Here is a 17361-nt window from a genome sequence, read left to right on the forward strand (position 1 = left end):
TATACGATAGTTAAACTTTTATTGGGATTTACCCTGAAATGACCTTTTTCTTTCCTCCCTGCGCCGGCAGCGGCCTGCGGCTCGGTCTGGGTGGCGCGCCGCTGGGCAACCTGTTTGAAGCGGTCGGCGACGACGCAGCGCGGCAACTGGTGGAGGCGGCCTGGCAGAGCGGCTGCCGCAGTTTTGACACCGCGCCGCATTACGGCCACGGCCTGTCCGAGCACCGGCTGGGCGCGGCCCTGCGCGGCCAGCCGCGCGGCGACTTCGTGCTGTCCAGCAAGGTGGGAAGGCTGCTCGCGCCCGATGCGGACGCCCCTCGCGCCCAGCATGGCTATGTGGACATCCTGCCGTTCCGGCAAAGCTGGGATTACAGCGCCGCCGGCACGCGCCGCAGTGTCGAGGACAGCCTGCAGCGCCTGGGCCTGGCCCGGCTCGACGTGGCCTACGTGCACGACCCCGATGCGGCCACGCACGGGGCGAACGCGCCAAGCGTGCTGCGGCAGGTGCTGGACGACACCCTGCCGGCGCTGCGGCAGCTTCAGGCCGAAGGCCTGGTCGGCGCCATCGGCCTGGGCACAAACGATGTCGAGGTGGTGCTGCAGGTGCTCGCCGAGGGCGACCTGGATGTGCTGATGCTGGCCGGCCGCTACAGCCTGCTGGACCCCAGCGCCCTGCCCGAGCTGCTGCCGCAGTGCACGGCGCGCGGCGTGCGCGTGGCGCTGGGCGGGGTGTTCAATTCGGGCATTTTGGCCACCGGCACGCGCGCCGTGGCGCCCACCTTCAACTACGCACCGGCCGCGCGTGAATGGCTGGAACGCACGGCGCAGATCGAGTCGGTGTGCGAGAACTTTGGCGTCCCCCTGCGGGCAGCGGCGCTGCAGTTTCCCCTGGCGCATCCGGCGGTGGACATCGTCATGCTGGGCGCACGCACCGTGGCGCAATGGGAAGACGCACACGCCATGCTGCGGCATGCGGTGGCGCCTGAATTCTGGACCGCGCTGCGGGCGCAGGGGCTGATTTCGGCCGAGGCACCGACCCCATGAGCATCGACGCCCACTTCCATTGCTGGCAACTGGCGCGCGGCGACTATGGCTGGCTGACGCCCGCACTGGCGCCCCTCTACCGCGATGTGACGGTTGGCGACTGGCAGGCGCAATCAGCGCCGCACGGCGTGACCAGCGGCGTGCTGGTGCAGGCCGCGCCCACGGAAGCGGAAACCGCTTTCCTGCTGGCGCAGGCCGACGCCCACCCGGCCGTGCTGGGCGTGGTCGGCTGGGCCGATCTGGCCGCTGGCGATGCACCCGCGCGCATCGAACAACTGGCGCGCCATCCCCGGCTCAAGGGCCTGCGTCCCATGCTGCAGGACCTGCCGGACGCCGAATGGATCTTGCAGCCCGCACTCACACCCGCGCTGCAGGCCATGGCCGACTGCCATCTGGTGTTCGATGCCCTGGTCAAGCCGGTGCATCTGCCGCACCTCCTGACGCTGGCACAGCGCCATCCCGATTTGCGCATCGTCATCGACCACGCCGGCAAGCCCGACATTGGCGCCGGCCAGTGGCAGCCGTGGGCCGACGCCATGGCCCGGCTGGCTTCGCAGACCAGCGCCTGGTGCAAGCTCTCCGGCCTGCTGACCGAGGCCGGACCCGCACCCGCGCCTGGCGCCGTGCAGCCGTGGGCGGCGCATGTGCTGGCCTGCTTTGGCGCCGGCCGGCTGGTGTGGGGCAGCGACTGGCCGGTGCTTGAACTGGCTGGCCGCTTTGGCCCATGGTTTGCCGAAACGCGGCAATTGCTCGCTGGACTGAGTCCGCAGGCGCAGCACGCCGTGATGGAGGGCAATGCCCGGCGGCTTTACCGGCTGCCGCCGGCATCCGATATCTGAATCTTTCCATTTCACGCAATCACCACTTAAAAACGGAGACATTCCCATGAAAAAACCGCCTGCCACGCATTGGCTGCCTGACGACGGACTCACCGGAACACTGGTGGGCCGCGCGTGGGTTCCCGGCCCGGTGCCGGGGCCATCGGTCATCGTGCTGCGCCCGGACGGGGTGTACGACCTGTCGGCGCATTTCGCCACCATGAGCGACCTGCTCGATGCGGCCGATCCGGTGGCAGAGGTGCGCGCCGCCCCCGGGCGCCGGGTCGGCAGCATCGAGCAACTGATGCCCGGCGCGCAGGTGCAATCCGACGACCCGCAGGCGCTGCGCCTGCTCGCGCCTTGCGACCTGCAGGTTATCAAGGCGGCCGGCGTGACCTTTGCCGCCAGCCTGATCGAGCGGGTGATCGAGGAGCAGGCCCGGGGCGACGCTGGTCAGGCAGTTGCCGTGCGCCAGCAGGTGGTGGAACTGCTGGGCGGCGACCTGGCCGCCATCCGCCCCGGCTCGCCGCAGGCGATGCAGCTCAAGGCATTGCTGATCGAAAAAGGCCTGTGGTCGCAATACCTCGAAGTGGGTATCGGCCCCGATGCCGAGGTGTTCACCAAGGCGCCGGTGCTGTCCAGCGTCGGCAGCGGCGCGCAGATCGGCATCCATCCCGGTTCGGCCTGGAACAACCCCGAGCCCGAGATCGTGCTGGCCGTCAACAGCCGGGGCGACACCGTGGGCGCCAGCCTGGGCAACGACGTGAACCTGCGCGATTTCGAGGGCCGCAGCGCGTTGCTGCTGGGCAAGGCCAAGGACAACAACGCCTCGTGCGCCATCGGGCCCTTCATCCGCCTGTTCGACGCCAGCTATTGCCTGGACGACGTGCGCCGCTGCACCGTCAGCCTGCGGGTAGCAGGGCTTGACGGTTTCGAGTTGCAGGGCAGCAGCTCGATGGCGCAGATCAGCCGCGACCCGCTGGACCTGGTGGCGCAGACGCTGGGTGCACACCACCAGTATCCCGATGGCGTGATGCTGTTCCTTGGCACCATGTTTGCGCCGACGCAAGACCGGGGACAGCCCGGCAGCGGCTTTACCCACCGGTTGGGCGACGCAGTGCACATTTCCAGCCCGCAACTCGGCCGGCTGGTGAACGAAGTGAACCACACTGACCGGGTGGCGCCGTGGACCTTCGGGCTGCGCGCGTTCTATGCCAACCTGTCGGCACGCGGACTTCTGACGCAAACCGCAGACGCTACGACGCCTTGACAGGGTAACCAATGGCCATTTCAAAATGGCTTTTTGCTTGCGACTTTTTCATCAGGGTGAAATAAATCCCCGCGAAGGCTGAAAGCCTGCCAAGCAGGCTTTCAGCCTTCGCGGGCCAAAGCACGCTTTTGCAAACTTTGCAACGTATTGTTGTGGGGTCTTGAAGGCTTGCATTGCCGGGATATCGTCGGCCGATGAGCATCACCAGGCGTTTAGTAGAATTTTTCGCGAAGCGTACGGTGTCCGGCGCAGTGCCTCAGGCACAAGCGTGGAACGCACCGCGCTCGCCAACCACCGGTGAATTGCCCAAGGCCGAAGCTGCGCCGCCAGCACCTGCGCCGGAACCAACGCCAGCCCTCGGCCCATCGGCCCTGCTGGATGCCCGGAAAGCTCAGGGGTTCGCATTGAGCGACGCGCCTGATCCACCAAAGTCCGAGGGGTTTTCGTTTCCGCAAGGGCTGGGTCCGCGAGAACCAGTTGCCCCTGCGCTGGGGCCGGTCATGGCACAGCCAAGGCACCTTGCGGCCTTTGCCCCGTGGTTTATCGCCATTGGCGGAGCCCTGGGACTGGGTGGATGGCTGCTGCTGAACAGCGGCCCGTCAAACCTGCCTGGCGGAGAAAACCCGAATGCTGCACGGTCCGGATCGGCCGGGCCGGTATCGGCGCAAGCCGTCATGTGTCCGTCTGAGCCAGTGGTGCCTGCGGCGGGTGACAAGGACGGAAAGTTTCCCATGCAGGCCGACGTGACCGGTCTGGCGGCCATTGACATTGCCTCTTTCGTCGTCCTGAGCAATGAAGCCTCGGCGGCAGGTCGCGAACGCGACGCCGAAGTGGGTTTGTTGATGTCGTGCAGGATCTCGGACAAGCTCAAGGGCGCGGCCTCGGTCGAGTCTGCCGACGCGAAATACCGGCTGGGACAACACTATGCGGACTTGAGTCTTCGGAAAAATCCTGCAAACGCGCCCCATCGCGCCGAATGGTTGGCGCGCGCGCAAATGCTGCTGGCAGACAGCCTGCGGACGTATTCCACCCGATTTGGCGACGACGACAACCGGTCACGGCTTGCGGCCAGCGGGCTGGCGTCTGTTCGTCAGGGACTGGCGCAAAAAATGCAGCCGCAAGCTGCACTTGCTGCAGCGCCATCAGCCCCTGCTGCCCCTGTAGCACCCGTACTGTCTGTCGCGCCTGCATCGCCTGTGCTGGCGGCATCGCCGGGTGCCAGAGGTGTTACCGAAGCCGCCAAACTGCCCGCGCCTTCACGGCCCGACAGGGCGGCCCAACCGCTTGCCAGCCCTTCACCGCCGGTTCAAGCCAGGGAAAAATCCCGCCCCGCCCCGCCGGCCCTTAAAGAATGTCCTCCGGCCGTTGAAACTTTGGGGCTCTGCAATTGAGCTCCATGAACTGAAAGAAAAACAGCATGCACAAACAGGTCTTGAGCGCATTACTGACAGCCGCCATGCTTTGTCACGCCTCGATGGCGGCAGCGGAAGTAAATTACAAAATCGTCACCGCCTCTGAGCGCGGCACCTACATCAAGATCGGGCGCGATCTCGCGCAGTTCGTGGCGCCGGTTGCCGACATCCAGCTCGAAGCGGTGCCTTCAGCCGGATCGGCCGAGAACGTCAAGCTGCTGCGTTACGAGCCCGGCGTCAAGCTGGCACTGGTGCAGTCCGACGTCTACCAGTCGTTTCTTGATGTGGCAGCCGCCGGAAATTCTGCCGCACGCGACTTGATCAAGCCACTGCGCGTGATCATGCCGCTCTACAACGAGGAAATCTACTTCATCGTGCGGGCCGATTCGGAGCGCAACTTCATCCACGAGATCAGGAACGCCAAGCTCAACGCCGGCGAGTCCGGAAGCGGCACGGCGCTGACATCGGCCACGCTTTACCGCCTGATGTTTAAAGAAACCATGCCCGAGAGCACCAGCTACCTGTCTAACGAAGAAGCCCTGGCCAAACTGGTCACCGACAAGACGCTCGATGTGGTCGCCGTCATTGCGGGCCAGCCCGCCAAGCTGCTGGTGGACATGAAGCCCGAGTCGCGAAAGCTGATCAAGCTGCTCAAGTTCGACCCCGGCCATGCCTCCAGCGAAGCCGTTCTCAAGACCTACTTTCCAGTCAACGTGCGCGCCAGCAATTACCCCAGCCTGCTTGAAACCGACATTCCGGGACTGGCGGTCAAGGCCTTTTTGGTGACCTACGACTTTCAGCTCAGGGACACCGAAAACCACCTGCGCGGCATGGCGCGGTCGCTATGCCAGAATTTTTCGCAGCTCAGGGAAAAAGGCCATCCGAAGTGGGGCGAGGTGGAACTGGCCCTGCCCGAACTCGGCCGGGGCTGGATCTACTACCGCCCGACGACGCGCGAACTGCGGAACTGTGTGGCCGAAACCGCCCGGCCGGCTGCAGCGGTCAAATCACGCCAGCCGGCCAAAATGTGTTCGCAGCAGGAACGCATTCTTGGCCTGTGTCCATAACGCCCCAGGCATTGGTACCTCAACCCGGTGGAATCAAATGCTGGCCCCAACCTTGCCGGCGGCCAGGACAATTTCCTGCCAGGTCTGCAGGTCTATTTCAATGCCGTCCTGCTCGCGCTGCAGGCGCATCGCCCGCTCGGGCTCGCCGGCAATCTGCACAGTGTCAAATCCTTCTGCCGGCGGGCTCTGGCGCAGCCAGTCCACAAAAGCCCGGGCCTCGGTGTCAAACGCCGCCTGGGTGCCCAGCTTGGCCGGGTCAATCAGCACCGTCAGCATGCTGTTGAGGATCGCCCGGCTGTGGACGTTGGTGGAATGCCAGGTGCCGCCGCCGGTCAGCGCGCCGCCCAGCAGTTCACAGGCAATGGCCAGTCCGTAACCCTTGTGTTCGCCAAAGGGCATCAAGGCACCAAAAAATCCGTTCGGCTGCGGCACGACGACCACGCCGGGGTCGGTGGTCGGCTGGCCGTGCGCGTCCATCAGCAGGCCGGGCGCCACCGTCTTGCCCTGGTTGTAGGCGACGCGCATCTTGCCCTGGGCCACGCGGCTGGTCGCAAAGTCCAACACGAAGGGCGGCTGGTCTTTCAGCGGAATGCCGATACAGCACGGGTTGGTGCCAAAGCGCCCGTCGCTGCCGCCCCAGGGCGCGACCACGGCGCGCGACTTGACGTTGACAAAATGCAGCGACACCAGCCCTTCGGCCACGGCCATTTCGGCAAAGTGGCCGATGCGCCCCAGGTGGTGCGATTCGGCCAGCGCCATGATGCAGCTGCCGTGCAGCCTGGCGCTGGCGATGCCCAGTGCCATCGCCTGCTCGCCGATGACCTGGCCGTAGCCGCGCTGGCCGTTCAGGCTGAGCAGGGCGCCGGCATCGAGTACCGTTTGCACGCTGGCGTTGGGCACCAGGCCGCCTTCGAGCACTGCATCGACATAGCGCGGCAGCATGCCCACGCCATGGGAGTCGTGGCCGCTCAGGTTGGCCATGACCAGGTTGGCGGCGACTTTTTCGGCTTCTGCCGCCGAACTGCCGGCCGCTATTAAAACGCTAGCGCATTGCGCACGCAGGGTATGCGCCGGAATCACTTTTTGCATAAAAATCCTTGGGTTTACATCACCGCGCCAACTTGCCACGGTACAAACTCGTTCTGCCCGTAGCCGTGCTGCTCGCTCTTGCTTTGCCGGCCCGACGCCGTGGCCAGCACCTGCTCGAAAATGCGTTGCCCCATGGCCTGCACCGACACGCCGCCGTCGATGATCTCGCCGCAGTTGATGTCCATGTCTTCTTCCTGCCGCTGCCAGAGCGCCGAGTTGGTGGCAATTTTTAGTGATGGCGAGGGCGCGCAGCCATACGCCGAGCCGCGTCCGGTGGTGAAGCAGATCACGTTGGCGCCGCCCGCCACCTGGCCGGTGGCGCTGACCGGGTCGTAGCCGGGCGTGTCCATGTAGACAAAACCGTGGGTGCTGACCGGCTCGGCATATTCGTAGACCGCTTCGAGGTTGCTGGTGCCGCCCTTGGCGACCGCGCCCAGCGACTTTTCCAGGATCGTCGTCAGCCCGCCCGCCTTGTTGCCGGGGGACGGGTTGTTGTTCATCTCGCCGCCGTTGATCTCGGTGTAATGCTCCCACCACTTGATGCGGGCAATCAGCTTTTCGGCGATGTCGGGGCGCACGGCGCGGCGCGTCAGCAGGTGTTCGGCGCCATAGATTTCAGGCGTTTCGCTCAGGATGGCGGTGCCGCCGTGAGCCACCAGCAAGTCCACTGCCGCGCCGAGTGCCGGGTTGGCGCTGATGCCCGAGTAACCGTCCGAGCCGCCGCATTGCAGGCCGATGGTGATGTGCGCGGCGCTGCACGGCTCGCGCTGCACGTCGTTGGCGCGCGGCAGCATCTCCCGCACCAGCGCAATGCCTTTTTCCACCGTCTTTCGCGTGCCGCCGCTGTCCTGGATGTTGAAGACGCGAAAATTGTCGCCTTCCTTCAGCGCGCTGTGCGCCAGCCAGGCATTGATCTGGTTGGCCTCGCAGCCCAGGCCGACGACCAACACACCGGCAAAGTTGGCATGCGTGGCATAGCCCGCCAGCGTGCGCTCCAGAATCTGCATCCCCATGCCCTCGGTGTCCATGCCGCAGCCGGTGCCGTGGGTCAGTGCCACCACGCCATCGACGTTCGGAAAATCCTGCAGCGCCGACGGGTGGGTCTGGCGCGAGAAATGGTCGGCAATGGCGCGTGCCGCCGTGGCCGAGCAGTTGACGCTGGACAAAATACCGATGTAATTGCGCGTCGCCACGCGGCCGTCAGCCCGCCTGATGCCCATGAACGTGGCTTCTCGCAGCGGCGCGGGCGGCCTCACGTCGGCGCCAATGGCGTAGTCGCGTGCAAAGTCGCCCTTGTCGGGCCCCATGTCCAGGTTGTGGGTGTGCACATGCTCGCCGGGCGCAATCGGCTTGCTGGCAAACCCGATGATCTGGTTGTAGCGCCGCACCGGCTCGCCGGCCGCCAGCGCGCGCGTGGCGACCTTGTGGCCGGGCGGGATCAGGCCCTTGACGGTGATGTGCTCAACCTGGGTGCCACCGACCAGCTGGGCCCGGGCAATCAGCACGTCGTCGGCGGGATGAAGGCGGATAAAGGGAGTCATAAAAATAGCCTCTGCAATCGATTCATCGGGTCAGTAAAACATTTTCGGCAGCCACAGCACCGCCTTGGGAAAGTAGGTGATCAGCCCCAGGCTGACCAGCAAGGGCACCAGCCACGGCAGGATCGCCATGGTGGTGCGCTCGACCGACAGCTTGGCCACCCGCGCCAGCACGAACAGCACCATGCCCATCGGCGGGTGCAGCAAGCCGATCATCAAATTGAGCACCATCACCAGCCCGAAATGCACCGGGTCGATGCCCAGCTTTTGCGTGATTGGCAGCAAGATGGGCACCAGGATGGTGATGGCGGCGGTGGGCTCCAGGAAGCAGCCGACGAACAGCATCAAGAGGTTGGCCAGCAGCAAGAACACCCAGGCTTCCTGCGTGAAACCCAGCACCCATTCGGCAATCCCGGCGGTCACGCCGGTGGCCGTCAGCATCCAGCCAAAAATCGATGCAGCGGCGACGATGAACAGCACGGTGGCTGTGGTTTCCACCGTGTCCAGGCAGACCTTGACGAACATCCTGAACTTGAGCGTGCGGTACCAGGCAAAGCCCAGCACCATGGCCCAGACGCAGGCCGCAATCGCGCCTTCGGTTGGCGTGAACAATCCGGTGGTCATGCCGCCGATCAGCAGCACCGGCGTCATGATGGGCAGCACGGCTTCAAAGCGGAAGACCTTGTCCAGCACGAACAGCAGGACCAGCCCCAGAAACACCGTGAGCTGCGACGGCGCGCCCGCCTGGATCAGCCCCCACATCGCCAGCGGCCAGCCCGCCACCACGGCCAGCTCGACCATCGCCTTGCCAAAGCGGCTGCCTGAAAAGTGGATGTCGCCGCCCCATTTGTTCTTGTGGGCAAAGTAAGCCACGGTCACCATCATCAACAGTGCCAGCATCAGGCCCGGCAACAACCCGGCCAGGAACAGCGAGCCGATGGACACATTGGCCATCATCCCGTAAATCACGAAGGGCAGGCTGGGCGGAATGATCGGGCCGAGCGTGGCCGACGCCGCTGTCACGCCGACGGCGAATTCGGATGAATAGCCGTGCTCTTTCATCGCCTTGATCTCGATGGTGCCCAGCCCGGCCGCGTCGGCAATCGCCGTGCCGCTCATGCCGGCAAAAATCACCGAGCCGACGATGTTGACATGGCCGAGCCCGCCCTTGAGCCAGCCGACCAGCGCCAGCGCGAAGTTGTAGATGCGCGTGGTGATGCCGGCGTTGTTCATCAGGTTGCCGGCCAATATGAAAAAGGGCACAGCCAGCAGCGGAAAGCTGTCAATGCCCGAGACCATGCGGTGAATCACCACAAACGGCGGCAAGCTGCCGCTGAACAGGATGTAGACCAGCGATGCGCCCGCCATGGCGATGGCCACCGGAATGCCGGCGCCCATGAAGATCAGGAAGAAAATTTTCAGCATGTCGTAGCCTGTTGAATGACAGAGGATTTACCGGTCCTGCATGGTGGAGTCGGGCCGCTCCAGCACGCTGTAGCCGCGCCGGTAATGGACCACGGCGACCTGCACCGAGCGCAGCAGCATCACGGCAAAGCCCAGCAGGCACAACCCATAGACGATGTTCATCGGCAGGTCCACCACCGTCATTCGCGTCTGGTTGCCGATCTTGAGCATCATCTGCACCGTCATGACCACGGCGGCGGCAAAAAAGGCGATGCGCACCCAGTCCACGAAGCCCGACATCAGCCGGCCCATGCGTGTGGGCATGTGGCGGTAAAAGAAATCGACATGGATGTGGTTGTTCTTCACAACGCCGATGGCCGCGCCGATGAACACCACCGCAATCAACTGGTAGCGGGCGATTTCCTCGGTCCAGGCGGCCGAGTCGTTGAACACATAGCGGGTGATGAACTGGTAGAACACCGTCAGCCCGAGCAGCCAGAAAAAGGCCAGTGCCAGCCAGGCCTCGGGTGTGGTGGTGGACAGGTCGAATTCCTCATCCTCGGTGTGGAATTCGCCGTCGTCGCTAATGATTTTGTCGCTCATGGGCACTCCGCAAACAGTCAATCGGGTCACAAGACGGGCCGCCAGGCCCGAAAGCAAGGCGGCCAGCGCGCATCGCTTATTTCAGCGCGGTGATGCGGTCGTAGTCCTGCTGGCGGTAGCCGTGGTCGGTCGGCTTGGTGTTTTTCAGCACCGCTTCGCGAAAGGCGTTCTTGTCCACCGTGATGACGTTGTTGCCCCTTTTCTTGAACTCCTCGGCCAGGCGGATTTCAGAAGCGATGATCTCGCGGCCGGTCTTTTCGGCGGCTTCCTGCATCACATCGGAAAAAATCTTTTTCTCGTCGGCCGACAGCTTGCTCCACAACTGGCCCGAGGTGATGGTCAGCAGCGAGTCAATGATGTGGCCGGTCAGCGAGATGTTCTTTTGCACCTCGAAAAACTTTTTCGCCTCGATGGTTGGCAGCGGGTTTTCCTGCGCATCGACGGTGCCGTTTTGCAGCGCCAGGTAGACCTCGGCAAAGGCAATCGGCGTGGCATTGGCGCCCAGCGCCTTGGGGAAGGCCAGGTAGGCCGGCGCGTCGGGCACGCGGATCTTCAGGCCCTTCATGTCCTCGGGCTTGGTCACCGGCTTGGCCGCGCTCGACGTGACATGGCGCGCGCCGTAATAATTCAGGGCGGTGATGTGGTTGCCGCTCTTGTCGTCATAGCCCTTGGCGAGTTCCTTGAACACATCGCTCTTGGCATAACTCAGCAGGTGCTCGGCGTCGCGAAAGATAAAGGGAAAGTAGGTGACAGCCAGCGGCTTGTAGGTGTTGCCGGCAAAGCTGGCGCCGCTCAGGATGATGTCCACCGAACCCAGCGTCAGGCCCTGGTTGATGTCGGCTTCCTTGCCCAGCGTGGACGCCGGGAACACCTGCACCTCGTACTTGCCGTTGGTGCGTTTCTTGATTTCGTCGCCGGCCCACACCGACCATTTGTGAAACGGCTCGGAGGTTTCATAGACATGCGCCCATTTCAGCTTGGTTTGCGCCGATGCAATGCCGGATATGCCAATTGCGCAGGCTAACAGGGCGCAGGACGCTATGGTTTTAATAGTATTTCGCTTTTCTGGACAGTTCATGATGTCTCCTCTATGGGTGGGTTGCTGGCTTGGCGGGGCGGGGCGGGCGATGCACATGCCAGTCGTGCACCGCTTGTGGGGTAGGGGCGCTATCGGGGCTTTTGCGCCTGCCGCCAGCTCACGCTGAAACGGGTGTGCGAGTTGTCCATGTGCTGGTGCATCGCCAGCCGTGCAGCGGCCGGGTCGTGGCTGCGGATGGCCAGCAGGATCGCGTCATGCTCGGCAATGGCGGCGCGCCAGGAATCCAGGGTTTCAAAATAGCCGGTCAGCCGCTCGAACAGCGGCCCGCGCCGCGAGTCCCAGAAGCGCTGGACGGTCTCGATCAGCACCACATTGCTGCAGGCTTCAACGATGGCGGTGTGAAAGTCGCGGTCGCCTGCCAGCGGCAGCACGTCCTGATCGGCGTCAAGTTGCATCCGGGCCAGCGCCTGGGTCATGGCCGCGATGTGCCCGGGCCTGGCCTCGGTGGCGGCGAGGGCGGCGGTTTCGCCTTCGACCACCCGGCGGGCACGAATCAGCTCCAGCGGCCCCCATTCGTCGGCCGGAATCTGCGGCTGGCGGGCGGCGGCATGGCTGGCCTGGCTGCTGCGGTCCAGCACATACACGCCCGAGCCGGTGCGCACCTCGACCCAGCCTTCGACTTCCAGCGCAATCAGCGCCTCGCGCACCGACGGCCGGCTCACGCCCAGTTGTTTGGCCAGGTCGCGCTCGGCCGGCAGGCGGCTGCCGACGGCCAGTTCACCTGCGCTGATCAGCGTGCGCAACTGCGCGGCAATCTGCCGGTACAGGCGCTGGGGTTCGACGGTTTGCAGGGACTTCATGCGACAAGGTGTAAAACCGAGAATTAAGGGTTAGCCAGAATGGGTCAAGTGGTAAGGCCAATTAATAATCCCATGAAACCGGTTTCTCCCCATCAGGCAAAACCCTGAGCCTGTGCTTTTTATCGATCAGGCACGCGGGCCTGCTGGTGAAAAACAGGGCGCGTGGCCGGTCTGTCGTTGAAAAACCCAAGGAAGCAAACATGAGACTCGAAGGAAAAACTGCACTCGTCACGGCGGCCGGCCAAGGCATTGGCAAAGCCAGTGTGCTGGCGATGGCTGCCGAAGGCGCCCAGGTCTGGGCGACCGATGTCAATGCCGCGCTGCTGGCCGGTTATGAGGGCGTAGCCAATGTCCGGACGGCGGTGCTCGATGTGCTCGACAAGCAGGCGATTCAAACGCTGGTCAACGACTTGCCGCCGCTCGATGTGCTGTTCAACTGCGCGGGATTCGTGCATGCCGGATCGATTTTGCAGGCCACCGATGCCGAATGGGACTTTGCCTTTCAGCTCAACGTGCGCGCGCAGTTCTGGATGATTCAGGCGGTGCTGCCCAAGATGCTGGCCAACCAGGGCGGCAGCATCGTCAACATGGCCAGCGTCTGCGGCTTCAAGGGCTTGCCAAACCGCTTTCTGTATGGCGCCTCCAAGGCTGCCGTCATCGGCCTGACCAAAAGCGTCGCCGCCGACTATGTGGGGCAGGGCGTGCGCTGCAATGCGGTCTGTCCCGGCACCGTCGATACGCCGTCGCTGCAGCAGCGCATCAACGTGTTTGACGACCCGGTCGAGGCACGCAAGGGATTTGTCGCCCGCCAGCCGATGGGCCGGCTGGCGCAGGCGCATGAAATTGCACCGCTGGTGGTGTTTCTGGCCAGTGACGAGTCGGCGTTTGTCACCGGCCAGGCCTACAACATCGACGGCGGCATGTCGATCTGACGCTCAATTGATTCACCCCAGTAAAAAAGGAAACCCATGAAACTCGTTCGTTATGGCCCACCCGGCCAGGAAAAACCCGGCCTCATCGATGCGTCTGGCCAGCTGCGCGACCTCAGCAGCGTGGTCGGCGACATCGGCCCCGAGCAGCTTGGCGATGCGGCGCTCGACGCGCTGCGCCGGCACGACGCCAGTGCGCTGGCGGCGGTCGACGGCTCGCCGCGCCTGGGCAGCCCGCTGACCGGCGTGCGCAAGTTCATCGCCATTGGCCTGAATTACGCCGACCATGCCGCTGAATCCGGCCTGCCGATTCCCGCCGAACCCATTGTTTTCATGAAAGCCACCAGCTGCATCCAGGGGCCAAATGATGCAGTCATGCTGCCCCGGGGCTCGGTCAAGACCGACTGGGAGGTCGAGCTGGGCGTGGTCATCGGCACCCGTGCGCGCTATGTGGACGAAGGCGAGGCACTGAACCACGTCGCTGGCTACTGCACCATCAACGACATCAGCGAGCGCGAATTCCAGATCGAGCGCGGCGGCACCTGGGACAAGGGCAAAGGCTGCGACACCTTCGGACCGCTTGGCCCCTGGCTGGTCACGCGCGACGAGGTTGCCGACCCGCAGAACCTGGGCATGTGGCTGGATGTCAACGGCCGGCGCATGCAAACCGGATCAACCCGGACGATGATTTTCAGCGTCGCCAAAATCGTCAGCTATGTCAGCCAGTTCATGACGCTGGAGCCCGGCGATGTGCTGACCACCGGCACGCCGCCCGGTGTCGGCATGGGCATGAAGCCGCCGGTTTACCTGAAGGCGGGCGACGAAATGGCACTGGGGATTGAAGGGCTGGGCGAGCAGCGGCAGGTGGTGGTCGCCTTCCTGCGCTAGGCGAAGGTTGCACGGAAAAGCGTAACGGCGCAACACCCTCAGAGCTTTTCGTATGCTCTTTTGCCATTGTGGCTTCCATTCCAATGGCACTGCCTTGAACGCCAGCCTCAGTCCTTGAGCGGCGTGGCTGCTGTGAAGTTGACCTGTGAGTAAAGCGCGGGGCCGGGTTCAAAAGATCATTTTTTTAGCCGCTGCTTGCTCACAGGGCTTGAGGCGCGGCCTGGTCATTTGCGCAGAAACAGACGCCGTCGGCTGCATGGGGTTAGGGGACGTTGCATGGTTGCGAAAGTTCAAGCGGCCACCAACCGCAGGAAGGTAATTTCCGAAGGCGAGCCAAACCGGTTCGGCGGTCCCCAGTAACCTGTCCCTCGACTGGTATAGACCCACAGCGTTTCCCACCGGTGCAGGCCCGCCGTGAACGGCTGCTGCAAGGGCACGAACAAATTCCACGGGTAAAACTGCCCGCCATGGGTATGCCCTGACAGCTGAAGGTCGAATCCGGCTTCAGCCGCAGCGGCAGCGCTGCGCGGCTGGTGCGCCAGCAGCACCCGCACCGCATCCGGCGGCGAGCCCGCCAGCGCCCGCACCGGGTCGCTGTGGTGGGCCGGGTCAAAATGCCCTGCGTTGAAATCGGTCACGCCGGCCAGCACCAGCGGCCTGGCCGCCACGCCGGCAACATTTAGGGCCTCCACGGCCGGAATCACCACATGCTCGTTGAGCAGCACCGTCAATCCCAGGCGCCGCAGTTCCTCGATCCAGGCAGATGCACCCGAATAGTATTCATGGTTGCCGGTCACGAAAAACGTGCCGTGGCGCGAACGCAGGTCCGCCAGCGGCGCCACGTGTTCTGACAGTTCAGACACCCGGCCATCGACCAGGTCGCCGGTCACCGCCACCAGATCGGCCTGCAGCGTGTTGACGCGCTCGACGATGCGGCGCACATAGTGCTGGCGGATGGTCGGCCCGACATGGATGTCGCTGATCTGCGCCACGGTAAAGCCGTGCCACGCTGGCGGCAAGCCGGAAATCGGCACATCGATCCGCACCACCGGCGCCGTGCGCCGGGCACTCAGCAATCCCAGCAACGCCGACAGCCCACCGAGCAAGGGAACGGCTTGCGCCGAAAGCGTTCGCCAGGGTGCCAGTTTCAGCCCGCCAGACAGCAGAAAATTCAGCATCCACAGCAGGCCCAGCGCCGCATCGCGCAGCAGCGTCAGCACCATCAGCGTGGAAAACAAACCCATGCACAGCAGGCCAGCCCAGCCCAGCCGGTTGGCCAGCGGCACATTGGCCAACCGGCGGGCCATCAGCCCCAGCGGAATCAGCATCGCCGAGAGCAGCAGCACAGCGCCCAGCCCAAGCTCGGCTGACGCGAATGGCGCCAAGTCCGGAATCAGGCGCAGGGCGACGTATCCATGAAGCACGGCGCTCATGGCGGCCAGGGTTAGAAAGTTCATCAAGTTCCGGGATAATGGCGATTTTTGTTTTCAACGTTTTCAGATGGGCGCAATCTGCATGCATTCAATGCCTGAGGCGACTCGGACGCCGGGTCATTTCTCCGCAGCGTTTCACACGCTAACAAATGCCGCTTCGCGCCGCCGGGAAGGCCGCGCTTCCTGCGCTACCCTCGGGTCTCCAGACAGCAGGGGCATCACCACCCCGTCGGTTTCTGCCTTTCTTCGTTCACCAAGCCCTGCCCGCCCATGACTGTCGCCACGCCCACCACCTTTGAAATCAAGAGCGCCAATTTACCGCTGGTCGCGCTGCTGCTCAAGTCCACGGACCTGAGGGCGCTGGCGCGCGAGATGACGCTGCGCTTCGGCGACATTCCCGATTTTTTCGACCAGGACGCGCTGGTCATCGACCTGTCGCCGCTGCAGGGCCGGGATGTGGCCGACATTGACTTTCCCGCGCTGCTGGACCTGCTGGCCAGCTATCGGCTGGTGCCCATTGCCGTCAAGGGCGGCAATTCGGTACAAATGGCCGCTGCCTTCAAGGCCGGCCTGGTACCCGGCAACGATGCACACCTGCTGACGCCCCGGCCCGCGCCGGTGTCACCCGAACAGCCGCAAGAACCGCAACAGCAGGTACATGCGCCACCGCTGGGGGCGCTGGTCATCGACAAGCCGCTGCGTTCCGGCCAGCAGGTGTATGCGCGCGGACGCGACCTGGTCGTTCTGGCGATGGTCAATGCCGGGGCGGAAGTGATTGCCGACGGCCACATCCATGTGTATGCGCCGTTGCGCGGCCGGGCCATTGCCGGTGCGCGCGGCAATGGCGAAGCGCGTATCTTTGCCTTGAACCTGGAGGCTGAACTGCTGTCGATTGCCGGCATCTACCGCACCAGCGAGAACCCGCTGCCGCCCGAAGTCACCGGCCGCCCCACGCAGGTCCGGCTGGTGGATGGCCCGGACGGCGAAAAGCTGATCATGACGCCGATGCTGTGAAATTGAAGCATTCAAGGCTCACTCCGCATCAATGCGCCTATTAAACCTTACTGTCGAGCTGGATTTGATGCATGATGCTGCACTCACGGCCTGCCGACCTGACTGACTTACCTACCGTTTTCAAAAGGACTTTTTCGAATGGCAAAAATCATTGTGGTCACCTCCGGCAAGGGCGGCGTCGGCAAAACCACCACCAGTGCCAGCTTTTCATCCGGCTTGGCCCTGCGCGGGCACAAGACCGTCGTGATCGATTTTGACGTGGGCCTGCGCAACCTGGACCTCATCATGGGCTGCGAGCGCCGGGTGGTGTACGACCTGATCAACGTCATCCAGGGCGAAGCCACGCTCAACCAGGCGCTGATCAAGGACAAGCAGTGTCCTGAACTCTTCGTGCTGGCCGCCTCGCAAACCCGTGACAAGGATGCGCTGACGATGGAAGGCGTGAAAAAAATCCTTGACGACCTGGCGGCCATGGACTTTGAATACATCATTTGCGACTCGCCCGCCGGCATCGAAACCGGCGCGCTGATGGCGATGCATTTCGCCGACGAGGCGCTGGTGGTGACCAACCCCGAGGTCTCGTCGGTGCGCGACTCGGACCGCATCCTGGGCATGCTGTCGAGCAAGACGCAGCGCGCCATCGACGGCGGCGACCCGATCAAGGAACACCTGCTCATCACCCGCTACAACCCGAGCCGTGTCGACCAGGGGCAGATGCTGTCGCTCGAAGACATCCAGGACATCCTGCGCATCAAGCTGATCGGCGTGATTCCCGAATCCGAAACCGTGTTGCAGGCGTCCAACCAGGGCGTGCCGGCGGTCCACATGGAGGGCAGCGACGTGTCGGAAGCCTACAAGGACGTGATTGACCGCTTTCTGGGCGAAAACAAGCCGATGCGCTTCATCGATGCGCAAAAACCCGGATTCTTCAAACGCCTGTTTGGGGGAAAGTAA

Annotated in this window: 16 protein-coding genes; 9 read left to right on the forward strand and 7 right to left on the reverse strand. The window is 63.9% G+C overall.

Annotation, left to right across the window (positions count from 1 at the left end):
• The first annotated feature begins 38 nt into the window (after positions 1-38).
• From H4V98_RS02435 to H4V98_RS02455, 5 genes are all read left to right on the forward strand, one after another.
• Positions 39-1043, forward strand: a complete 1005-nt coding sequence (locus H4V98_RS02435; protein WP_196862585.1) for an aldo/keto reductase — start codon at positions 39-41, stop codon at positions 1041-1043.
• Entirely contained in the window at positions 1040-1882 is an 843-nt protein-coding gene (locus H4V98_RS02440; RefSeq protein ID WP_196862584.1) for an amidohydrolase family protein, read from the forward strand. Before H4V98_RS02435 ends, H4V98_RS02440 begins: the two co-directional genes overlap by 4 nt.
• A 46-nt stretch (positions 1883-1928) precedes the next feature.
• On the forward strand, positions 1929-3131 hold the full coding sequence (locus tag H4V98_RS02445) for a fumarylacetoacetate hydrolase family protein (RefSeq protein WP_196862583.1): 1203 nt from the start codon (positions 1929-1931) through the stop codon (positions 3129-3131).
• 251 nt (positions 3132-3382) lie between these two features.
• Positions 3383-4522, forward strand: a complete 1140-nt coding sequence (locus tag H4V98_RS02450) for a hypothetical protein (RefSeq protein ID WP_196862582.1) — start codon at positions 3383-3385, stop codon at positions 4520-4522.
• A gap of 26 nt (positions 4523-4548) precedes the next feature.
• Complete coding sequence (locus H4V98_RS02455; protein WP_196862581.1) at positions 4549-5610, forward strand: TAXI family TRAP transporter solute-binding subunit; 1062 nt, start codon at positions 4549-4551, stop codon at positions 5608-5610.
• 33 nt (positions 5611-5643) lie between these two features.
• Here the strand turns inward: H4V98_RS02455 and H4V98_RS02460 are convergent, their stop codons facing one another.
• The 6 genes from H4V98_RS02460 to H4V98_RS02485 all read right to left on the reverse strand — a co-directional run bounded on the left by H4V98_RS02460 (position 5644) and on the right by H4V98_RS02485 (position 12143).
• The gene (locus tag H4V98_RS02460; protein ID WP_196862580.1) at positions 5644-6699 is read right to left on the reverse strand and encodes a malate/lactate/ureidoglycolate dehydrogenase; all 1056 of its coding nucleotides are present in this window, start codon (positions 6697-6699) and stop codon (positions 5644-5646) included.
• A 14-nt stretch (positions 6700-6713) separates the two neighbouring features.
• Positions 6714-8240 (reverse strand): altronate dehydratase family protein, encoded by a 1527-nt coding sequence (locus H4V98_RS02465; RefSeq protein ID WP_196862579.1) that lies wholly within the window; start codon positions 8238-8240, stop codon positions 6714-6716.
• A 30-nt stretch (positions 8241-8270) separates the two neighbouring features.
• Positions 8271-9662: a TRAP transporter large permease gene (locus tag H4V98_RS02470; protein WP_196862578.1), complete on the reverse strand. Its 1392-nt coding sequence runs from the start codon at positions 9660-9662 to the stop codon at positions 8271-8273.
• Positions 9663-9689: 27 nt separating this feature from the next.
• The gene (locus H4V98_RS02475; protein WP_280757256.1) at positions 9690-10244 is read right to left on the reverse strand and encodes a TRAP transporter small permease; all 555 of its coding nucleotides are present in this window, start codon (positions 10242-10244) and stop codon (positions 9690-9692) included.
• A gap of 76 nt (positions 10245-10320) precedes the next feature.
• On the reverse strand, positions 10321-11322 hold the full coding sequence (locus H4V98_RS02480) for a sialic acid TRAP transporter substrate-binding protein SiaP (RefSeq protein ID WP_196862576.1): 1002 nt from the start codon (positions 11320-11322) through the stop codon (positions 10321-10323).
• Positions 11323-11411: 89 nt separating this feature from the next.
• On the reverse strand, positions 11412-12143 hold the full coding sequence (locus tag H4V98_RS02485; RefSeq protein ID WP_196862575.1) for a FadR/GntR family transcriptional regulator: 732 nt from the start codon (positions 12141-12143) through the stop codon (positions 11412-11414).
• Positions 12144-12343: 200 nt separating this feature from the next.
• Here H4V98_RS02485 and H4V98_RS02490 point away from each other — a divergent pair, with 200 nt between their 5' ends.
• Entirely contained in the window at positions 12344-13075 is a 732-nt protein-coding gene (locus H4V98_RS02490) for an SDR family oxidoreductase (protein ID WP_196862574.1), read from the forward strand.
• Positions 13076-13111: 36 nt separating this feature from the next.
• Positions 13112-13960, forward strand: a complete 849-nt coding sequence (locus H4V98_RS02495) for a fumarylacetoacetate hydrolase family protein (protein ID WP_196862573.1) — start codon at positions 13112-13114, stop codon at positions 13958-13960.
• Positions 13961-14250: 290 nt separating this feature from the next.
• On the opposite strand, the gene H4V98_RS02500 is transcribed toward H4V98_RS02495, so the two are convergent.
• Entirely contained in the window at positions 14251-15417 is a 1167-nt protein-coding gene (locus tag H4V98_RS02500; protein ID WP_196862572.1) for a metallophosphoesterase, read from the reverse strand.
• A gap of 246 nt (positions 15418-15663) precedes the next feature.
• Between H4V98_RS02500 and minC the strand changes: the two genes are divergently transcribed.
• The gene (gene minC, locus H4V98_RS02505; RefSeq protein ID WP_196862571.1) at positions 15664-16407 is read left to right on the forward strand and encodes a septum site-determining protein MinC; all 744 of its coding nucleotides are present in this window, start codon (positions 15664-15666) and stop codon (positions 16405-16407) included.
• Positions 16408-16545: 138 nt separating this feature from the next.
• Complete coding sequence (gene minD / locus H4V98_RS02510; protein ID WP_196862570.1) at positions 16546-17361, forward strand: septum site-determining protein MinD; 816 nt, start codon at positions 16546-16548, stop codon at positions 17359-17361.

The organism is Polaromonas sp. CG_23.6 (genome assembly GCF_029892315.1).
GTDB lineage: Bacteria > Pseudomonadota > Gammaproteobacteria > Burkholderiales > Burkholderiaceae_C > Polaromonas.